Origin of the sequence: Gordonibacter pamelaeae (assembly GCF_003340385.1) — a bacterium.
In the GTDB taxonomy this organism is placed as follows: Bacteria; Actinomycetota; Coriobacteriia; order Coriobacteriales; family Eggerthellaceae; genus Gordonibacter; species Gordonibacter pamelaeae.
In genome coordinates this window covers 1-16,120 of record NZ_PPTS01000005.1, presented here as the reverse complement: position 1 = coordinate 16,120, position 16,120 = coordinate 1, and the positions used below count along the sequence as shown (strand labels likewise).

Sequence of the window (16,120 nt, the reverse complement as noted above, 5' to 3'; positions counted from 1 at the left end):
CCTACATCAGCGTCATCACTGCCGCGACGAACGCCACCGTCAGCACGAGGCCGGCGAGCATGATGGCCCAGACGGCAGGACGGGCCCAGTTCATGGTCCAACCGATGCCGAAGCGCTCGGGTAGAAACAGGCTGGCGTCGTCGGGATTGTAGTAGAACACACCCAGCTTCCAATGTTCGTCATCGTCGGCCAGCAGCCTTTCGGAAGCGGCCATGCGCGAGAACACGCGAGAGCCCCCCTGACCGTAAACCAGGCTGACAACGATGGAGCCCACCACTATCACCAGCGCCAAGGCCACCACGAACACGCCTGCCTGCTCCAACCCTATCACGCCGATAAACGACAGCTCCATGACGGGACCCAACACGCTGAGAGCCAGGCCGCCTGCCACCAGCAAGATGCTCTGGGCACGGGCGAACATGCCGTAGGCCAGCGCCGAGGTGGCAGGTGCGGATGGGTTCGACGGCCTCTTCGAGCGCAGGATGGTCCAGTGCGCAAACGCCATGCAGGCCGCTACGAACGCCACGATGAGCGCAGGAACGAGTATGGTGAACGGGGTTTTCTCCATGTACTCCGTCACCTCGCCCTGAAAGTTCATGTGCTGCGGGATCAAGTCGGGCATCTGCGCGTACCCAACGGCGCCGATGGCCAGCGTCACGGCAATGACGGGCAGGTACAGCAGGTTCCACTTGAGCGAGACCGCGCGCGGCACGGGCGCGTCGCCCACCACGGCCACCGACTCCCGTGCGCTGGCCTGCCAACCCTGCTCCTTCTTGTAGGACCGCACCTTTGACCGGAAATACAGCATGAGGCCGTAGCTCCCGATGCACAGCAGCAGCATGCCCACGCACAGCACGGCCAACGCCAAACCGGCATCGCCCGTGAACGCCCCAAAAGCGCCTACCGCGGTGAGGACGGCGGTGAGCGTGGCCATGAGCAGGGCGTAACGCCGCTTGAGTCGACGCAGGTAGGGGTCGTGCGCCGCCGTGTCGGGCACGGTGACGGCGAACACCTCGCCGCGCCTCATGAGGAACGGCGTTACGATGGTCATGATGCCCGTCAAGGGGACGAGCGCGACGGTGAAGGCGAGCATCGTCGCAGCGAACTCGGTTGCGTTTCCCTCCATGGGCGCGTCACGCGTCCTTTCCGCAAGCAGGGGCGAAGCCGGCCTCGATGGGAAGCCTGCCGGCTCCGGCCGCCCGCGCAGCCTGGGTGGATGGCACAGAGTCGGCATCGGCGCGCTCGAGGGCGGCGTAGGCGCGGGCGGCCTGGGCGCTCGCGCACTCCAGGAACTCGCCGCGCGACCCACCGCGGGCGCGATGCGCCAAGGCCAGCTCGAACAGGGCGTCCTCCATCTTCGCCAACTCGATCTGCGCACGATCGGCGCGGTCTTCCTCGCACGGGTCGGCGATGTAGGCGCCGCTGCGGCCACGCATGAGCACGTAGCCCTCGTCGCGCAGCACCGCGTACGCCTTGTTCACCGTATGCAGGTTGATCCCCAAATCGCTGGCGAGCGACCGCACGGACGGCAGCGCGGTTCCGGGAACCAGCTCGCCGCGCGCGATGGCCGCGATAATCTGGCTGCGAATCTGCAGGTACAGCGGCTCTTCCGACTTCTGGTCTATGCGGACGATCACGAGCATCCTCCTTCGCTACATCATCAACCCGTTCACCGCGAGGTCGATGACCCCGATCAACACGCCGATGACGGCCAACAGCAGCCCCAGCTTCTCGCGCGAGACGCCCAGCCACACCGAGCCGAACAGCCCCAAGCCTCCCGAAAGGAGGACGGGGAACCACTTCGGCGACCAGCCGTTCACCTCTCCCGTGATGCCGAAATGCGTCGCCACCTGGTCAGGCAGCAGCACCCACTGGGCCGCGGCCAACGCGACCGCCGCACCTCCCAGCACGATCGCCGCCACGAGCCCGCTCCGTCCTTCGAGCACCGTGCCCCGGTTGCGACGCGTCCCGTTCTCTCTTGCTCCCATGATACCGCCTTTCGTTCGCCGTCCGATGATGCTTTCGCTTCCCGCCCCGATTTACGCGGAAAGCCCCCGCTTCGCCGTGCTGCGGTAGAGCGCGACCGACGCCGCAGCCACCGCGCACGCCGCCAGCAGCGATCCCGCCTGCCCCAGGAACAAGGCCGCAGCCATGCCCGCCGCCACCAGGCCCATGCCGGCGAAGACCACCACGAGTACCGGCATGCCGCGCTTCACCGGCTCGTACACGGTCGTCCAGTCGTAGCGCGGACGGCGCGCGTCCAGCGCCAGCCCCAAGCTCGTGGCCAGCAAGCACGATGCCGACGGCACCGCGAACAACGCTGCGACGGACAGCGCGTCGAGCGGCAGCGAAACCGCCACGAGCACAGCAGACACCAGCAGAAACGGCAGGCCGATGGCCAGGTTCACCGCCGCTTTCGACCACAGGACGGTCGAAGCGGGAACGGGCGCCGTCAGCATGAGCCAGCGCGAAGAACCCTCGAGCGACACCGACGCGGCCGTAGTGGACGAGATGCTGCAGAAGAACGCCAGGCCCCACGGAAGCACGAGCCCGATGACGGGAACCAGCTCGGGCGGCAGCAGGTCGAGCGACAGCGCGCCCGTGAGCGTCCCCGCCGCCACGGCGATAGCCGCCACCAGCACGAGCACGTACCCGATGCAGGCGTTCATGAAGTAGATGGGCGTGGCCACGAGAAGGCGCGCCTCCTTCGCCATGAGCGCGCGCAGCGGGGAGCCAGCCTTCGCCGCCGCAGCGCCCTTGCCGTCGAAGGAGAACGTCCCGCGCGGGCGCGACGACATGAGCAGCGAGTTCACCGGCACGAACAGGCGCACGACGAGCGCGAGCACCGCACCCGCCGCCACGAGGTTCACGGCGGCGAACGCCAAAAACGCCGCGAGATCGCCCTTTACGATGCCGGCCGTCGCCCACGCCGCCGGAGGGAACACGGCTGCCAGCTGGGACACGAGCTCGGTGCCGAGCACCGTCATGGCCGCCATGTCGTCGGCCTGCGACGAGAACGCCAGCGAACCGAACACCGCGGCAAGCATGGCCGCCAGGGTGAGCACGATCACCACGACGTTCGCATGCTTGAAGCGCGCCGACACCGCCGCGATGAGCACCGCCAGCACGATGGCCGCGGCCAGCGGAAGCAGCGGGGCCAGCACCGCCGAAAGCGCCATGCACGCGACGCCGACCGCGGTCACGCTCGCGTTCGCCGCGTACACGGCGAACGCCGGAACCATCGCCAGCAGGCCGAACGCCAAGCTCATAGCGTACAGCGACGCGATGCGCGAGAGCACCACCGACGAGGTGGGCACCGGCAGCGACATCACCAGGTCGTAGTCCTTGAAGCCGAACAGCACGCCGTTCGTCTTGAGGAACGCCGCCACCGCACCGGCGACGGCGCCCACGAGCACCGCGACGAGCAGCACGGCTTCGGGCAGCCCCATCTCCACGAGCGCCTGCGCGACGCCCGACGAGTACGCCGCGGCGAACAGCACGATGGCGGCCACGGCCAACGCCGCAAGCGCCAGGGTGCGCCTCGCCTTCGCCGGATCGGCGTGCAGCGTCTTGTTGATGCCGAACAGCCCTAGCAGCTGGATTTTCAGAAGAAGGATGAACGAACGCATGCTCGCCGCCCCCTATCGTGCGCCCGCGGCCGACGCCGTCGCGCCGCGGTCTATCATGTCGAGGAACACGTCTTCCAGGCTCTCGTCGCCCACGACCTCGGCCGTGCGCCCGCACGCCCGCAGCTGCCCTTGCTTGATGATGGCCACCTTGTCGCACAGCTTCTCCACCACTTCCAGCACGTGGCTCGAGAAGAACACGGCCGACCCGCCGTCGGCCAGCTCGCGGAGCATCTCCTTCACCTGGAAGGACGCCTCGGGGTCGAGGCCGACGAAGGGCTCGTCAAGCACGAGCAGCGTCGGCTCGTGCACGAGCGCGCCGATGAGCACGAGCTTCTGCCGCATGCCGTGCGAGTACGAGGACACGAGGTCGCCGAGCGCCGAGGTGAGCCCCAGGCGGTCGGCGAACTGGCGGATGCGGGCCTCGCGCACGTCGGCCGGCACCTCGAAGATGTCGGAGAGGTAGTTCAAGTACTGGATGCCCGTGAGGAACTCGTAGATGTCGGGGTTGTCGGGCACGTAGGCCGTGACGCGCTTGCAGGCGAGCGCGTCGGTGCGCACCGATTGCCCGGCGATGCGGATGTCGCCCTCGTCGAAACCCGTCACGCCCACGATGGAGCGGATGAGCGTCGTCTTGCCCGCGCCGTTATGGCCGACGAAGCCGAAGATGTCCCCCGGCATAACGTCGAGGGTCGCGTCGTCCACCGCGCGCTTCGCGCCGAACGTCTTCACTACATGGTTGACTGACAATACCGGAGATGCCATGTCGCTTCCTTTCCTTGCCTGTTTGTTATATTTATGCTATAACAAATGGAACAAGAACGCAAGGAGGAATCACAAACGGGTCCCGATGTTTCACGTGAAACATTTGTTTGCGCGAACCGATGTTTCACGTGAAACATCGGGAGATGAGGAGAGAAGGAGCACGACCATGAAGCGCATAGCGATTTTTCTGGCAGTCACCTTTGCCCTAACGTGGGCATATGAGTTCGGAGTGGTGTATCCGGCGTCGTCGGGGGCGCTCACCGGCATCCCGCCGGTCGCCACGCAGTTCATCACCGGGGCGGCCATGTTCTTCCCCGCCATCGGCGTGCTCGTCACGCGCCTCGTCACGCGGGAGGGATTCAAGAACAGCGTCATCAAACCGCGCGGGGTCAAGAAGTCTCTGCCGTGGTTCGCGGTTGCCTGGTTCGGGCCGGCCATCCTGTCCGTCATCGGGGCGGCCGTGTACTTCCTCGTGTTCCCCCAGGACTTCGACCCCTCCATGAGCGCCTTCGTCGCCTCGACGCAGCAGCAAGCGGCGACGACCGGCTCGGAGCTGCCCGCCGACACCGTCACCATGATGCTGCTCGCACAGCTGCCGTTCGCCGTCTTCCTGGCGCCCGTGCTCAACATCTTCACGACGTTCGGCGAGGAATGGGGCTGGCGCGGCTACCTCGTGCCGAAGGTGTCCACGCATCTGCGCATCGTCCCCACGCTGCTGATCACGGGCGTCATCTGGGGACTCTGGCACGCGCCGCTCACCGTCATCGGGCATAACTACGGCACCGGCTATCCCACCTGGCCCCTCGGCGGCATCGCGGCCATGTGCCTGTTCTGCGTCGTCGTCGGCATCTTCCTCACGTACGTCACCGTGCGCACGGGCAGCTGCCTGGCGGCGGCCATCGGCCACGGGGCGATCAACGGGTTCGTGAGCGCGGCGCTGCTGTTCTCGGTGACGGGCGGCAATCCGTTCGTGGGCCCCCTGCCCGTCGGCGTCGTCGGCGGCAGCGCCTTCATCGTCGTGGCGGCCTTCATGCTGCGCGACCTGCATCGCCGCGAGAAGGCGGGCACGCTCGACATGCCGAAGGCGGGCCTCCCCGACGACGTGACGAAGACCGACCTGACCCGCGCTCCTAAGGAGTAGCCCAGCGGCTAGCACACGAACGGATGTTTCACGTGAAACATCCGACGAAACATCCGACCCGCATAACGGAAAACGGGGCCCGATCTGCCGCCAGATCGGGCCCCGCCCTGTCCGTGCCTGCTGTACCGCCGGACCTGCCGATCCGCCGGGCCGCCTTTTTTCTACAGGCACTCCACCACGAGGTCGCCCATGGCCACGGTGCCGACCACCTTGTCGGCCGGGGTGTCGGGGCCCTTGATGTCGCCGGTGCGCCAGCCCTCGTCGAGGACGGCGGTCACCGCGCGGCGGACGTCGTCGGCCGCATCCTGCATGTCGAAGCTGTAGCGCAGCATCATCTCGACGGACAGGATCTGCGCGAGCGGGTTCGCGATGCCCTGCCCCGCGATGTCGGGCGCGCTGCCGTGGCTGGGCTCGTAGAGCGCCGTGCCGTCGCCGAGGCTGGCGCTGGCCAGCATGCCGAGCGAGCCCGTGATCTGGGCCGCCTCGTCGGAGAGGATGTCGCCGAACATGTTCTCGGTCACCACGACGTCGAAGTCGGCCGGGCGGTTGATGAGCTGCATGGCCGTGTTGTCCACGAGCAGGTCCTCGAGCTCCACGTCGGCGTACTCCTCGTCGTGGACGCGGTGCACGATCTCGCGCCACATGCGGCTGGTCTCCAGCACGTTGGCCTTGTCAACGCTCGTCACCTTGTTGCGGCGCTTGCGCGCGGCTTCGAAGGCTTGACGCGCGATGCGCTCGACCTCGTACTCGCGGTACTCGAGCGTGTCGTAGGCGCGCTGGCCGGCGGCGCCGTCCATGCCGCAGCCTTCCTCGTCGTAGAAGCGCTCGCGACGGCCGAAGTACAAACCGCCGGTCAGCTCGCGCACGATCATCATGTCCACGCCGTCCACGATCTCGGGCTTGAGCGTGGACGCATCGGCCAGCGCGGCGAAAATCTGCACGGGACGCAGGTTCGTGTACAGGCCGAGCGCCTTGCGGATGCCGAGCAGGCCCTGTTCGGGGCGCGGCTTCGCAGGATCGGTGGTGTCCCACTTCGGGCCGCCGACGGCCGCCAGCAGCACCGCGTCGGAGGCTTCGGCCGCGCGCAGCGTCTCGTCCGGCAGCGCGGTGCCCGTCGCGTCGATGGCGCACCCGCCCAGCAGCGCCTCGGTGCAGGAGAACGCCGTGTCGTACTTCGCGCCCACGGCGTCCAGCACCTTGCACCCCTCGGCGATGATCTCGGGGCCGATGCCGTCGCCGGGAAGCAGGCAGATGTTGTAGGTTTTGGCCATGGTTCTACTCCTCGCCCAGCTTCTGACGCGTGCGGTTGATGAGGCCGCCGGCTTCGATGATCTCCTTGATGAACGGGGGGAAGGGCTGCGCCTGGAAGGTCTGGCCCGTCGTCTCGTCCACGATGACGCCCGCGTCGGCGTCCACGCTCACCACGTCGCCCTGGCTGATGGCGTCCACCGCCTCGGGGCATTCCATGATGGCGAGGCCGGTGTTGATGGAGTTGCGGTAGAAGATGCGCGCGAAGCTCTTGGCGACGACCACGTCGACGCCGGCCGCCTTGATGGCGATGGGCGCGTGCTCGCGCGACGAGCCGCAGCCGAAGTTCTCGTCGGCCACGATGATGTCGCCCGGCTGCACGCGTTCGATGAACGACGTGTCGAGGTCCTCCAGGCAGTGCTTCGCGAGCTCGGCCGGATCGGACGTGGTCAGGTAGCGGGCCGGGATGATGACGTCGGTATCGATGTCGCGCCCGTAGCGGTGCGCGGTTCCTTTGAATTGCATGGTCGCAGTCCCTCCTAGTCCAAGTCTTCCGGCAGGCCGATGTGGCCGAGCACGGCGCTTGCCGCGGCGATGGCCGGCGAGGACAGGTAGACCTCGCTCGTGGGATCGCCCATGCGGCCGACGAAGTTGCGGTTCGTGGTGGCGATGGCGCGCTCGCCCGCGGCGAGGATGCCCATGTAGCCGCCGAGGCACGGCCCGCACGTGGGCGTGGACACGGCGCAGTTCGCATCGAGGAACACGTCCATGAGGCCCTCCTCCATGCACTGACGGTACACCGCCTGCGTGGCGGGGATCACGATGCAGCGCACGTCGGGATGGATCTTCCGCCCGCGCAGCACGTCGGCGGCCTGGCGCATGTCGACGATGCGGCCGTTCGTGCAGGAGCCGATGACGGCCTGGTCGATCTTGATGTCGCGGGCTTCGGCGGCCGGGCGCGTGTTCGACGGCAGATGCGGGAACGACACGGTGGGCACGATGGAGGCGGCGTCGATCTCGTACACCTTCGCGTACATCGCGTCCGGATCGGAGTGGTACTCGGTGTAGGGGCGCTCGGTGCGGCCGTCCATGTAGGCACGCGTCACGTCGTCGACCTCGATGAGGCCGGCCTTGCCGCCCGCCTCGATGGCCATGTTCGAGATGCTCATGCGCTCGTCCATGCCCATGGTGCGGATGGCGCTGCCGGTGAACTCCATGGCCTGGTAGAGCGCGCCGTCCACGCCGATCATGCCGATGATGTGCAGGATGACGTCCTTGCCGGTGACGCCGGGGGCGAGCTCGCCCTCGATCTTGAACAGCAGAGACTCGGGCACCTTGAACCACGCCTTGCCGGTGGCGTAGCCCACGCCGGCGTCGGTGGAGCCCACGCCCGTGGCGAACGCGCCCAGCGCGCCGTACGTGCAGGTATGGCTGTCCGCGCCAATGATGAGGTCGCCCGCGCCGACGACGCCCTGCTCGGGAAGCAGCGCGTGCTCGACGCCCATGCAGCCCACCTCGTAGTAGTGGGTGATGCCCTGCTCGCGCGCGAAGTCGCGCACGATCTTGGCCTGCTCGGCGCTCTTGATGTCCTTGTTGGGGACGTAATGGTCGGGAACGAGGGCGATCTTCTCGGGATCGAACACCTTCTCGACGCCGATCTTGCGGAACTCTTTGACGGCGATGGGGGCGGTGACGTCGTTGGACAGCACGAGGTCGAGATCGCATTCGATCAGCTGACCCGGCTCCACTTCGTCGAGCCCCGCATGGGCGGCGAGGATCTTCTCCGCCATGGTCATGGGACGTGGCATGGGCTGCTCCTTGGTTGCGGTGGGCCGTGCGAACCCGCGCGGAGGCGCGGGCAGGTGGAAAACGCCCACCATTGTAGCACTCGCTTTACCACGCAAAAGAGAAGAGCCCCGAAGGGCTCTTCGTTGTGAAGCGATTTTCCATGTTTCGCCGCGACGGCGCCCGTCAGGCCGGCCTACCAGGAGCCGTGGTAGTCGTAGCCATAGTAACCGGCCGAGCCCATGGCCCCCGCAACCAATGCCGTGATCATGCCGCCTATCGCCAGGCTGATGAGGATTCCCAGCACGATCCACACCACGAAGCCGATGATGGTCCACTTCAGGGCCTCGCTCTTCACCTGCGGCAGCTTGTCCACGTTCACAAGCCACGAGATGACGATGCCCGGGATGCCCATGAGGGCGCCCACCACGAACCAGCCGAACTTCATGCCGCCGGTGAGCTGCATGAGCGGCGCCGGCATGTACATCGGCTGCGGCTGCGGCTGATACCCCGGCTGCGGGGCCTGGTAGGGCTGCTGCTGCGGCGGCATCTGCTGGCCCGTCGGCGGCTGCTGCGGCTGCGCGGGAGGAACCGGCTCGGGAGCATCGCATGCGGGAGGCGTGGGGATGCCCTGATCGGTGTTGTTCGTATCATCGGCCATAATGAACCTGCTTTCATCGAAGTTGCTTGCCAGCAAGTATAAAAGCCTCCTAGCGCACCCCCGCTTCGACCGGCAAATCCGTCATCGAACTGACACGTTGGCTACTCCCTCTGGTGTAGGAGCACGAGACAGCGCTGCCAGGCCACCGCACCAGCAGCGTTCCGGCGGCCGGCAGGCCGACGAAACCTACGAGAGCGCGGAGCAGAGGGCGTCAAGCAGGGTGATGGCGAAGTGCTGGGCGGAGCGTCCCTCGCCGGCATCCTCCCACATGGTGCCGGGCAGCTCCACGGCGATGCGCGACGAGGCGGCGGCATCGGCCACGCCGATGGCCGTCTCCAGGCGCAGGGGCAGCGTGGCCTCGTCGTCGAAGCTCACGCGCGGCACGGCCTCGGCCGTAGCCTCCTCGGCCAGCACGATGTGCACGAGCAGCATCTCCTGGTCGGGCTTCACCAAAAGCGAGTCGGCGCTCACGATCTTCGATGCGGGGCTCGTGGCCAGCGCGAGGTTCGACATGCGCGACGCCACGCTGCGCGTGAACTCATGCGTGCCGAACAGGCAGAGCGCATTGCTCTCCAGCACGTCGGCCGCACGCGCGAAGCCCAGGTGAACGGCCTCGTGCACGGCCTCTTTGCCCTCCCACGAATGGTGGAGGTTGCGGATGGCCGCGTAGGTGTACGCGCCGGCGATCCCGTCGGACGGCAGACCCAGGTTCAGCTGGAACTTGCGCAGCGCCAGCTCCGTGTACGCGCCGAAGATGCCGTCGTTCGCCCCGCAGGCGAAGCCCAGCGCGCCGAGCGCCTGCTGCAGCTCCTCCACGTCATGGCCGTGGAAATGGGGCATGCGCAGGTACAGCGTGCGGTCGCCCAGGAAGTACGAGGCGTCCACGAGCGCCGACCACACCTTGCCGGTGACGTCCTCGCCCGCAGGCAGGCCCGCCTGGATGCAGAACGCCCGCACGGCGGCGGCAGTCTGCTCGCCGAACGCGCCGTCGATGGCGGCCTGGTCGAGCAACCCGATGGTGGCCAGGCGCTGCTGCACGTCCTCGACGGCAGCACCCGTGTCATGTCGCTTGATGGTTTCCATGGGGGTCATGGTACCGCAGGCCGCCCTCCCCCCGGCATCCACGCTGGGGGTTTCACCAAAGGAACAGAGCGGCACGCAAGCGACGGCATCCACCCCCAAGTTGACCGGGCGGGAGCGAAGCGACCCGCCCATGCGCCCGGAGGGCGCATAACGGCCGCGCAGGTTGGCGTAGTAAGTCAGCGAGGAGCCCCCTGGCACCCGAGATTGGCGGGATCGCGGAGGTGAAGCGTACTGCGGTACGCGAACCTCCGGGATCGCGGCAAGATCGGGTGCCAGGGGGCTTCGCAGCGTCGAGTCGTTCCGGCGGCCGGCAGGCCGACGGAACCCTAAAGCGCGATCCGGTAGATTTCTCTCGCGTCGTCCATGGTGAGCTTCTTGTAGCTGCCGAAGGGCTCGCCTTTGTTCTCCTTGAGGGTGGGAATCATGCGCTCGATGTCGTCCTCGCCCACGCCCAGCTCGTCGAGCGTCACCGGCATGCCGAGCGAGGCGAAGAAGCCGCGCGTCTCGTCGATGGCCGACAGCGCGTCGGCTTCCACGTCGCCGGTGGGCGCCAGGCCGAACACCTCGCGGCCGTAGTGGGCGAAGCGCGACGGGTTCGCGTCGTAGACGAACTCCATCCACGCGGGGAACATCACGGCCAGGCCCGCGCCGTGCGTGATGCCCGGGTTCAGGGCGGAAAGCTCGTGCTCCAGGCCGTGCGTGGCCCAGTCCTCGTGGCGGCCGACGCCCGCGAGCCCCTGGTGGCAGAGCATGCCCGCCCACATGACGTTCGCGCGCGCGTCGTAGTTGTCCGGCTCAACCATGACGCGCGGCGCCTCGGCACGCACCGTCTTCATGAGCGACAGGCACAGGTTGTCCGTCACGGGCACGGCGCCCACGTCGTCGAAGAACCGCTCCAGCAGGTGGCAGAACATGTCGGTGAGGCCGGCCGCCGTCTGGTACTCCGGCAGCGTGAACGTGAGCTCGGGATTCATGAACGCGAGCTTCGGGCGCTGCGCGTTGTTCGGATAGCCCGACTTCAGGCCCAGCTCGTCGTTGCTCATCACGGTGTTCTTCGATGCCTCGCTGCCGGCGGCCGGGATGGTGAGCACCACGGCGATGGGCAGCACGTCGTCCGTCTGCTGCTTCGTCTCGAAGAAGTCCCAAACGTCGCCGTCGTAGTGCGCGCCCACGGCGATGGCCTTCGCCGAGTCGATGACCGAACCGCCGCCCACGGCCAGCACCCAGTCGATGCCGTGCTCCTTGCACAGAGCGATGCCCTCGCGCGCAAGGCCGATCTCCGGGTTCGGCCGCACGCCGCCCAGCTCCACGTGCTCGATGCCGGCCGCGTCGAGCGACGCCTTCACGCGGTCGATGAGGCCGCTCTTCACCGCGCTCTGCCCGCCGAAGTGCACGAGGGCGCGGCGCGCGGCGCGCTCGGCCAGCTTCGCACCCACCTGCTCCTCCACCCCGCGGCCGAACACGAAATGCGTGGGCGATACGAACTCGAAATCCTCCATGGCAGCAGTCCTTTCCGCAAGCCTTCGTCGTTGGCCAACCAGTATACCGCTCCCCCGCCCCCGCATGCGCCACGTTCGCCGGATGCCGGGCCGGGCGGCGGCTGCAAGCGGAGGCGGCGAAAATACGCAAGGGAGGTGCTGGAACGTCGCAAGATCCCCGCAAGGTTCGCACGGCCGGAATGCAAGGAACGCGCAAGGTCGGCGCGGTACCGCAACGTTCGAATTGCGGTCGAGCGGCAAGGTTGCGGAGCTAAGATAGCCGCACGGATTCGTCCAGGCGGGGAGGACCGACACCCCTCACACCCATTTCCGATTTTGGAAGGGGGGGGGGTGACCCTCTATGGATGATATGCTGCTTGCCCTTACCGGAGCGATCTTGCAGGTTCTCGGGCTGCACGTTGCGCTGTTGAACGTGCTGCTCGGGGCGGCCGGGCTTGTCGTCAAGCTCGTGTCGAAAGATTTGCCCCGGTCGTCCGACAAGGACGATCCGGGGCACAGCACATAACATCCGAACCGCCAAGACGATCCGAGAGCCGTGGGGAGTTAGCAGCTCCCTGCGGCTCGCCTGCATTATAGCAAACGCAACCGCCGCGCGAAAGAAGTAATTGTCACTTATAGCGGTTCTCCACAAGGAGGTATTCCGCAACCGCATTCCCTGGCGAAGGCAAACACTTCCAACACTCCCTTGGACAAAAACACCGTCTTTTCTTTATCCTTGTAATTGGATAATTTGAATTACGCAACTCTCACCAGCAGTTTCCGGAAAGGTCTTCTTCAATATGGCCGGACAAGGGATGGAATCTATAGATTAGGGCGTGTTTTTGTCCATGGCTCTATAGCTTATATATTTGGCCCCTGCCGTGCCGCGCCCCTCACTGCTAGGAGCACAGGCGCGGGTGCATCGCAGCCGTCAGGAGGCCCGCCATTCTGTCATCCCAGCGCCACGTCCAGCACCATCATGACCAAAAACCCCGCCATGACGCCCAGCGTACCCACGTTCGAATGCTCGCCCAGGTGCGCCTCGGGGATCAGCTCCTCCACCACCACGTACATCATGGCGCCGGCCGAGAATGCCAGCATCCACGGCATGTACGGCGAGATAAGGCCCGCGAACAGCACCACCAGGATGCCGAACACCGGCTCGGCCAGGCCCGACAGCGCCCCCAGCCCGAACGCCTTCGGCGCGCTCATGCCCTCTTGCAGCATGGGAAGCGCCACGGCGGCACCCTCCGGTATGTTCTGGATGCCGATGCCGATGGCCAGCGCCACCGCCATGCCGAACATGCCCGGATCGCCTCCGTTCTGCGCGGCCATGGCGAACAGCAGGCCCACGCTCATGCCCTCGGGGATGTTGTGCAGCGTCACGGCCGTGAACAGCAGCGTGGGCCGCTCCCACTTGCTCGGCAGGCCCTCCGGCTTGCTCTCGCCCGGATGCAGATGCGGCAGCAGCTGGTGCAGCACCATGAGGAACGCCACGCCGATGACGAACCCGCCCGCCGCGGGTATCCAGCCCACCTGGCCCGCCTCCTCGGCGCGCTCGATGGCGGGGATGAGCAGCGACCACACCGAGGCCGCGATCATGACGCCGGCCGCGAACCCCAGAAACGCGCGCTGGATGGCCATGCTGTTGCGCTTGCGGAACAGGAACACCGAGGCCGCGCCCAGCGTGGTCATCAAGAACGTGAACCCGGTGCCCGACGCAGCCCAGAGAAGCGCGGTTTGCATGAGCGCCCTCCCATCGTATCGTCAACCGGCCCCCGCTCGAGCGCAACGGCCGGCGGCTTCATCTTAGAGGCACCAAGTGTAAGCCTTTTCGTCGGATTAACCGCCCACGTTTTCCCGGCGTTACCGAGTTGCCCCGCAGGCTGCGGCGCCTCGGGAGCAGTGCCGGCTCCTCGCGGCCTCGACCGGTCGCGGAAACAACCGGGTGAACGAGCGCCGCAGGGCGGCTCGGCTCGAACGCAGGCGTCGCGAGCGGCTGGCCGAAGGTGAGCACAATGAGGCCGGGGAAACCCCGGCCTCATCGAAAGGAATGCCGACAGCGTGCTTGGCGTATCCTCAACGTAGCTCACCCACAAGCCCTGCCGCTCTGCGGCGCCGCAATCATCACGAGACTGTACTTGGCGAAGATAGTCTTTTTCCGTTTACCATTGCGTTTGGTTCTACTGTCGGACAAGCCCGATTATAGGCTCTTTTCCCTGCAAACTGAACCCTTTCGGCTTCTTTTGTGCACGTGAGCAATGAAACCGTTACGATCGTCAACCGCCCGTTTAGTCCCCCCGCGGCCCGCCTTTCGCCCCGCCCGGCCGCGGTCGCTTCGCCTCGCCGCCCTTCGGCGCCCAGTCGCGCAGGCCGGCAACGGCGCCCCCGGCGATCTCCCACAGGTAGAGGCTCGCCACGGAGCCATGCGGCGAGTAGCGGCGGCGGTACTTCGCGAACAGCTCGGGCGTGATGCGGCGATGGTGGTGCAGCATGCGCAGGCCCCGCTGGATGGCCAGGTCGCCGTAGCTCATGATGTCGGGCCGCTGCATCGAGAACGTCATGAGCTCTCGGCCGTCCATACGCCGATGCCCGGCAGCGCCGACAGGCGGCGGCACACCTCGTCGTCGGGCAGGTCGGCCAGCTCCTCCAGGTCCAGCTCGCCGGCCAGCACGCGCTCGGCCGCGCCTTTTATGTAGCCCACCTTCCGAAACGACAGCCCGAACTGCTGCAGCTCGTCGTCGGGGCAGGCGGCCAGGGCCCCGGGCGTCACGTCGCCGAACGCGTCGGTCAGGCGCTTCCAGACGGTAACCTGCGCCTTCGTGGATATCTGCTGCCCCACGATGCAGTTGACCAGCGCCGCGAACAGGTCGGGCGTCACCTCGCGGCGCACCGGCCCGATAGCATCGATAGCCTCGGCCAGCCGCGCATCGCGCGCCTTCAGGTAGGCTATCGCCTGCTCGTCGTATTCGAAATAACGCTGCTCTCCCATGGGGTTCCTCTCCGCCGTGACCGGCGCATCGGCGCCGAGGGCGCGCAGACCTCGCCGGGTCCCGCCTTCGGCACCAGTATAACCGGCCCGGCGCTCAAGGCGCCCGCGAAGGCGCGCGGAGCGCACCGACAGGGCCCGCGCAATGCGCAGAGACGGAGTCGCCGGGCAAAACGCCGCGCCCACCATAGCCAGACAGCGCCGAAAGGGGTACCATCGGACACGCAGCGCAGCAGGCCCGCAAGGCAGCTGCGCCGACAGCAGCAAAGGCAGAGAGGCATATGAGGGGGAAATCATGAAGGACCATCCGGTTCGCAACTCGATCTACAACGTGTACTTCAGCCCGACGAAGGCGACCCAGAAGATCGCCTACGAGGTGGCCGACGCCATCGCGGCGGACCGCGACCTCACGAGCATCGCCATCAACCTGACGAAGCCGAAGAGCCGCCCCGTGCGCGCCGGCGGCCAGGAGAACGACGTGTTCCTGTTCGCCTTCCCCGTGTACAGCGGGCGCGTTCCCGCCGTGCTCATAGACTGCATCGACCAGTTCGAGGGCGACGGGGCGAAGGCCGTGGTCGTGGGCGTGTACGGCAACCGCCACTACGACGATGCGCTGCTGGAGGCCGCCGACCTGCTGGGCGAGCGCGGCTTCAAGGTCATCGCCGCCGGCGCGTTCATCGGCGAGCACTCCATGGCGCCGCGCGTGGGCGCCGGCCGCCCCGACGCGGACGATCTGGCCGTGGCCGCGCAGTTCGGGCACGACGTGGCCGCCCTCATCGAGCAGGGCGCGACCGAAACGCCCGCCATCAAGGGCAACCGCCCCTACCGCGACGGCATGCCCGACACGGGCGCGCGCCCCGCGACCACGGACGCCTGCACGAAGTGCGGCATCTGCGTGAAGCTGTGCCCCATGGGCATCATCGATGCCGACGACCCCGCCCAGGTGGCGGACGGCTGCCTGCAGTGCAACGCCTGCGTCAAGGGCTGCCCGCAGGACGCGAAGCGCTTCGAGGGCGAGCAGGCGGCAGCCATCGTGGCCATGCTCGAGGGCAACTGCCTGGAGCGCAAGGAGCCGGAGCTGTTCCTGTAGACGGCCGGCCAGGTACCGGCCGCGAGGGCTCTTTCTGCATACGGCTGACGGGAGCACAAGGGACGGCTCAAAAACCTCGGGGGTTTCGCGCCCTGCGCGTAGAAGGTTCTCGCAACCTCGTGGCAACCCGGGGTCGTGCTAGTTCTTCACCGGGACGTTCAGGGCGGCCTGCAGCACGCAGTCGCCCTCGCCCCCTTCGTCGAAGCGGAGGTAGGCCATCCGCTTGTGGCGGTCGATCTTGCGCACGCGGCCCT

Annotated in this window: 17 protein-coding genes; 3 read left to right on the top strand and 14 right to left on the bottom strand. The window is 67.1% G+C overall.

What is annotated here, in order from left to right:
- Window position 1: 1 nt before the first annotated feature.
- From C1877_RS08595 to C1877_RS08575, 5 genes are read right to left on the bottom strand one after another with little or no spacing between them, the layout of a single operon-like run.
- Window positions 2–1,126 carry a DUF1648 domain-containing protein gene (locus C1877_RS08595; RefSeq protein ID WP_015539069.1) on the bottom strand — a complete coding sequence of 375 codons (1,125 nt, stop codon included), beginning with the start codon at window positions 1,124–1,126 and terminating at the stop codon, window positions 2–4.
- A gap of 7 nt (window positions 1,127–1,133) precedes the next feature.
- Window positions 1,134–1,643 carry a GntR family transcriptional regulator gene (locus C1877_RS08590; RefSeq protein WP_244909830.1) on the bottom strand — a complete coding sequence of 170 codons (510 nt, stop codon included), beginning with the start codon at window positions 1,641–1,643 and terminating at the stop codon, window positions 1,134–1,136.
- Between the two features lie 9 nt (window positions 1,644–1,652).
- Window positions 1,653–1,988: a DUF1648 domain-containing protein gene (locus C1877_RS08585; protein WP_015539070.1), complete on the bottom strand. Its 336-nt coding sequence runs from the start codon at window positions 1,986–1,988 to the stop codon at window positions 1,653–1,655.
- 51 nt (window positions 1,989–2,039) lie between these two features.
- Window positions 2,040–3,629, bottom strand: a complete 1,590-nt coding sequence (locus C1877_RS08580) for a putative ABC transporter permease subunit (protein WP_015539071.1) — start codon at window positions 3,627–3,629, stop codon at window positions 2,040–2,042.
- A 12-nt stretch (window positions 3,630–3,641) separates the two neighbouring features.
- Window positions 3,642–4,391, bottom strand: a complete 750-nt coding sequence (locus tag C1877_RS08575) for an ABC transporter ATP-binding protein (RefSeq protein ID WP_041239080.1) — start codon at window positions 4,389–4,391, stop codon at window positions 3,642–3,644.
- 166 nt (window positions 4,392–4,557) lie between these two features.
- On the opposite strand from C1877_RS08575, the gene C1877_RS08570 reads away from it, so the two are divergent.
- The gene (locus tag C1877_RS08570; protein ID WP_114568952.1) at window positions 4,558–5,532 is read left to right on the top strand and encodes a CPBP family intramembrane glutamic endopeptidase; all 975 of its coding nucleotides are present in this window, start codon (window positions 4,558–4,560) and stop codon (window positions 5,530–5,532) included.
- Window positions 5,533–5,693: 161 nt separating this feature from the next.
- On the opposite strand, the gene leuB is transcribed toward C1877_RS08570, so the two are convergent.
- The 6 genes from leuB to C1877_RS08540 all read right to left on the bottom strand — a co-directional run bounded on the left by leuB (window position 5,694) and on the right by C1877_RS08540 (window position 11,808).
- A complete protein-coding gene (leuB, locus tag C1877_RS08565; protein WP_114568951.1) occupies window positions 5,694–6,803 on the bottom strand; it encodes a 3-isopropylmalate dehydrogenase in 1,110 nt (369 codons plus the stop codon).
- A gap of 4 nt (window positions 6,804–6,807) precedes the next feature.
- Window positions 6,808–7,305: a 3-isopropylmalate dehydratase small subunit gene (locus C1877_RS08560; RefSeq protein WP_015539072.1), complete on the bottom strand. Its 498-nt coding sequence runs from the start codon at window positions 7,303–7,305 to the stop codon at window positions 6,808–6,810.
- Between the two features lie 14 nt (window positions 7,306–7,319).
- Complete coding sequence (gene leuC, locus C1877_RS08555; RefSeq protein ID WP_041239088.1) at window positions 7,320–8,588, bottom strand: 3-isopropylmalate dehydratase large subunit; 1,269 nt, start codon at window positions 8,586–8,588, stop codon at window positions 7,320–7,322.
- 173 nt (window positions 8,589–8,761) lie between these two features.
- Window positions 8,762–9,226: a hypothetical protein gene (locus C1877_RS08550; RefSeq protein ID WP_041240072.1), complete on the bottom strand. Its 465-nt coding sequence runs from the start codon at window positions 9,224–9,226 to the stop codon at window positions 8,762–8,764.
- A gap of 186 nt (window positions 9,227–9,412) precedes the next feature.
- Window positions 9,413–10,318: a peptidoglycan-binding domain-containing protein gene (locus tag C1877_RS08545; RefSeq protein ID WP_015539074.1), complete on the bottom strand. Its 906-nt coding sequence runs from the start codon at window positions 10,316–10,318 to the stop codon at window positions 9,413–9,415.
- 317 nt (window positions 10,319–10,635) lie between these two features.
- Window positions 10,636–11,808, bottom strand: coding sequence for an iron-containing alcohol dehydrogenase (locus C1877_RS08540; RefSeq protein WP_015539075.1), 1,173 nt, complete (start codon window positions 11,806–11,808; stop codon window positions 10,636–10,638).
- Between the two features lie 340 nt (window positions 11,809–12,148).
- Between C1877_RS08540 and C1877_RS15345 the strand changes: the two genes are divergently transcribed.
- Window positions 12,149–12,313 (top strand): hypothetical protein, encoded by a 165-nt coding sequence (locus C1877_RS15345; RefSeq protein WP_015539076.1) that lies wholly within the window; start codon window positions 12,149–12,151, stop codon window positions 12,311–12,313.
- A gap of 425 nt (window positions 12,314–12,738) precedes the next feature.
- Here C1877_RS15345 and C1877_RS08535 read toward each other — a convergent pair whose 3' ends face one another.
- The 3 genes from C1877_RS08535 to C1877_RS15735 all read right to left on the bottom strand — a co-directional run bounded on the left by C1877_RS08535 (window position 12,739) and on the right by C1877_RS15735 (window position 14,779).
- Window positions 12,739–13,533, bottom strand: coding sequence for a ZIP family metal transporter (locus tag C1877_RS08535; protein WP_015539077.1), 795 nt, complete (start codon window positions 13,531–13,533; stop codon window positions 12,739–12,741).
- Between the two features lie 545 nt (window positions 13,534–14,078).
- A complete protein-coding gene (locus tag C1877_RS15740) occupies window positions 14,079–14,351 on the bottom strand; it encodes a DNA glycosylase family protein (RefSeq protein WP_244909829.1) in 273 nt (90 codons plus the stop codon).
- Complete coding sequence (locus C1877_RS15735; protein WP_015539079.1) at window positions 14,348–14,779, bottom strand: DNA-3-methyladenine glycosylase family protein; 432 nt, start codon at window positions 14,777–14,779, stop codon at window positions 14,348–14,350. The genes C1877_RS15740 and C1877_RS15735 overlap by 4 nt, the downstream gene beginning before the upstream one ends.
- 292 nt (window positions 14,780–15,071) lie before the next feature.
- Between C1877_RS15735 and C1877_RS08525 the strand changes: the two genes are divergently transcribed.
- Window positions 15,072–15,866, top strand: coding sequence for a 4Fe-4S dicluster domain-containing protein (locus C1877_RS08525; protein WP_015539080.1), 795 nt, complete (start codon window positions 15,072–15,074; stop codon window positions 15,864–15,866).
- The last annotated feature ends 254 nt before the right edge of the window (window positions 15,867–16,120 follow it).

Bases quoted from the DNA above. Each gene is read 5' to 3' on its own strand.
- C1877_RS08595 (WP_015539069.1), bottom strand. From the start codon at position 1,126: ATGGAGGGAAACGCAACCGAGTTCGCTGCGACGATGCTCGCCTTCACC.
- C1877_RS08590 (WP_244909830.1), bottom strand. From the start codon at position 1,643: ATGCTCGTGATCGTCCGCATAGACCAGAAGTCGGAAGAGCCGCTGTAC.
- C1877_RS08585 (WP_015539070.1), bottom strand. From the start codon at position 1,988: ATGGGAGCAAGAGAGAACGGGACGCGTCGCAACCGGGGCACGGTGCTC.
- C1877_RS08580 (WP_015539071.1), bottom strand. From the start codon at position 3,629: ATGCGTTCGTTCATCCTTCTTCTGAAAATCCAGCTGCTAGGGCTGTTC.
- C1877_RS08575 (WP_041239080.1), bottom strand. From the start codon at position 4,391: ATGGCATCTCCGGTATTGTCAGTCAACCATGTAGTGAAGACGTTCGGC.
- C1877_RS08570 (WP_114568952.1), top strand. From the start codon at position 4,558: ATGAAGCGCATAGCGATTTTTCTGGCAGTCACCTTTGCCCTAACGTGG.
- leuB (WP_114568951.1), bottom strand. From the start codon at position 6,803: ATGGCCAAAACCTACAACATCTGCCTGCTTCCCGGCGACGGCATCGGC.
- C1877_RS08560 (WP_015539072.1), bottom strand. From the start codon at position 7,305: ATGCAATTCAAAGGAACCGCGCACCGCTACGGGCGCGACATCGATACC.
- leuC (WP_041239088.1), bottom strand. From the start codon at position 8,588: ATGCCACGTCCCATGACCATGGCGGAGAAGATCCTCGCCGCCCATGCG.
- C1877_RS08550 (WP_041240072.1), bottom strand. From the start codon at position 9,226: ATGGCCGATGATACGAACAACACCGATCAGGGCATCCCCACGCCTCCC.
- C1877_RS08545 (WP_015539074.1), bottom strand. From the start codon at position 10,318: ATGACCCCCATGGAAACCATCAAGCGACATGACACGGGTGCTGCCGTC.
- C1877_RS08540 (WP_015539075.1), bottom strand. From the start codon at position 11,808: ATGGAGGATTTCGAGTTCGTATCGCCCACGCATTTCGTGTTCGGCCGC.
- C1877_RS15345 (WP_015539076.1), top strand. From the start codon at position 12,149: ATGGATGATATGCTGCTTGCCCTTACCGGAGCGATCTTGCAGGTTCTC.
- C1877_RS08535 (WP_015539077.1), bottom strand. From the start codon at position 13,533: ATGCAAACCGCGCTTCTCTGGGCTGCGTCGGGCACCGGGTTCACGTTC.
- C1877_RS15740 (WP_244909829.1), bottom strand. From the start codon at position 14,351: ATGACGTTCTCGATGCAGCGGCCCGACATCATGAGCTACGGCGACCTG.
- C1877_RS15735 (WP_015539079.1), bottom strand. From the start codon at position 14,779: ATGGGAGAGCAGCGTTATTTCGAATACGACGAGCAGGCGATAGCCTAC.
- C1877_RS08525 (WP_015539080.1), top strand. From the start codon at position 15,072: ATGAAGGACCATCCGGTTCGCAACTCGATCTACAACGTGTACTTCAGC.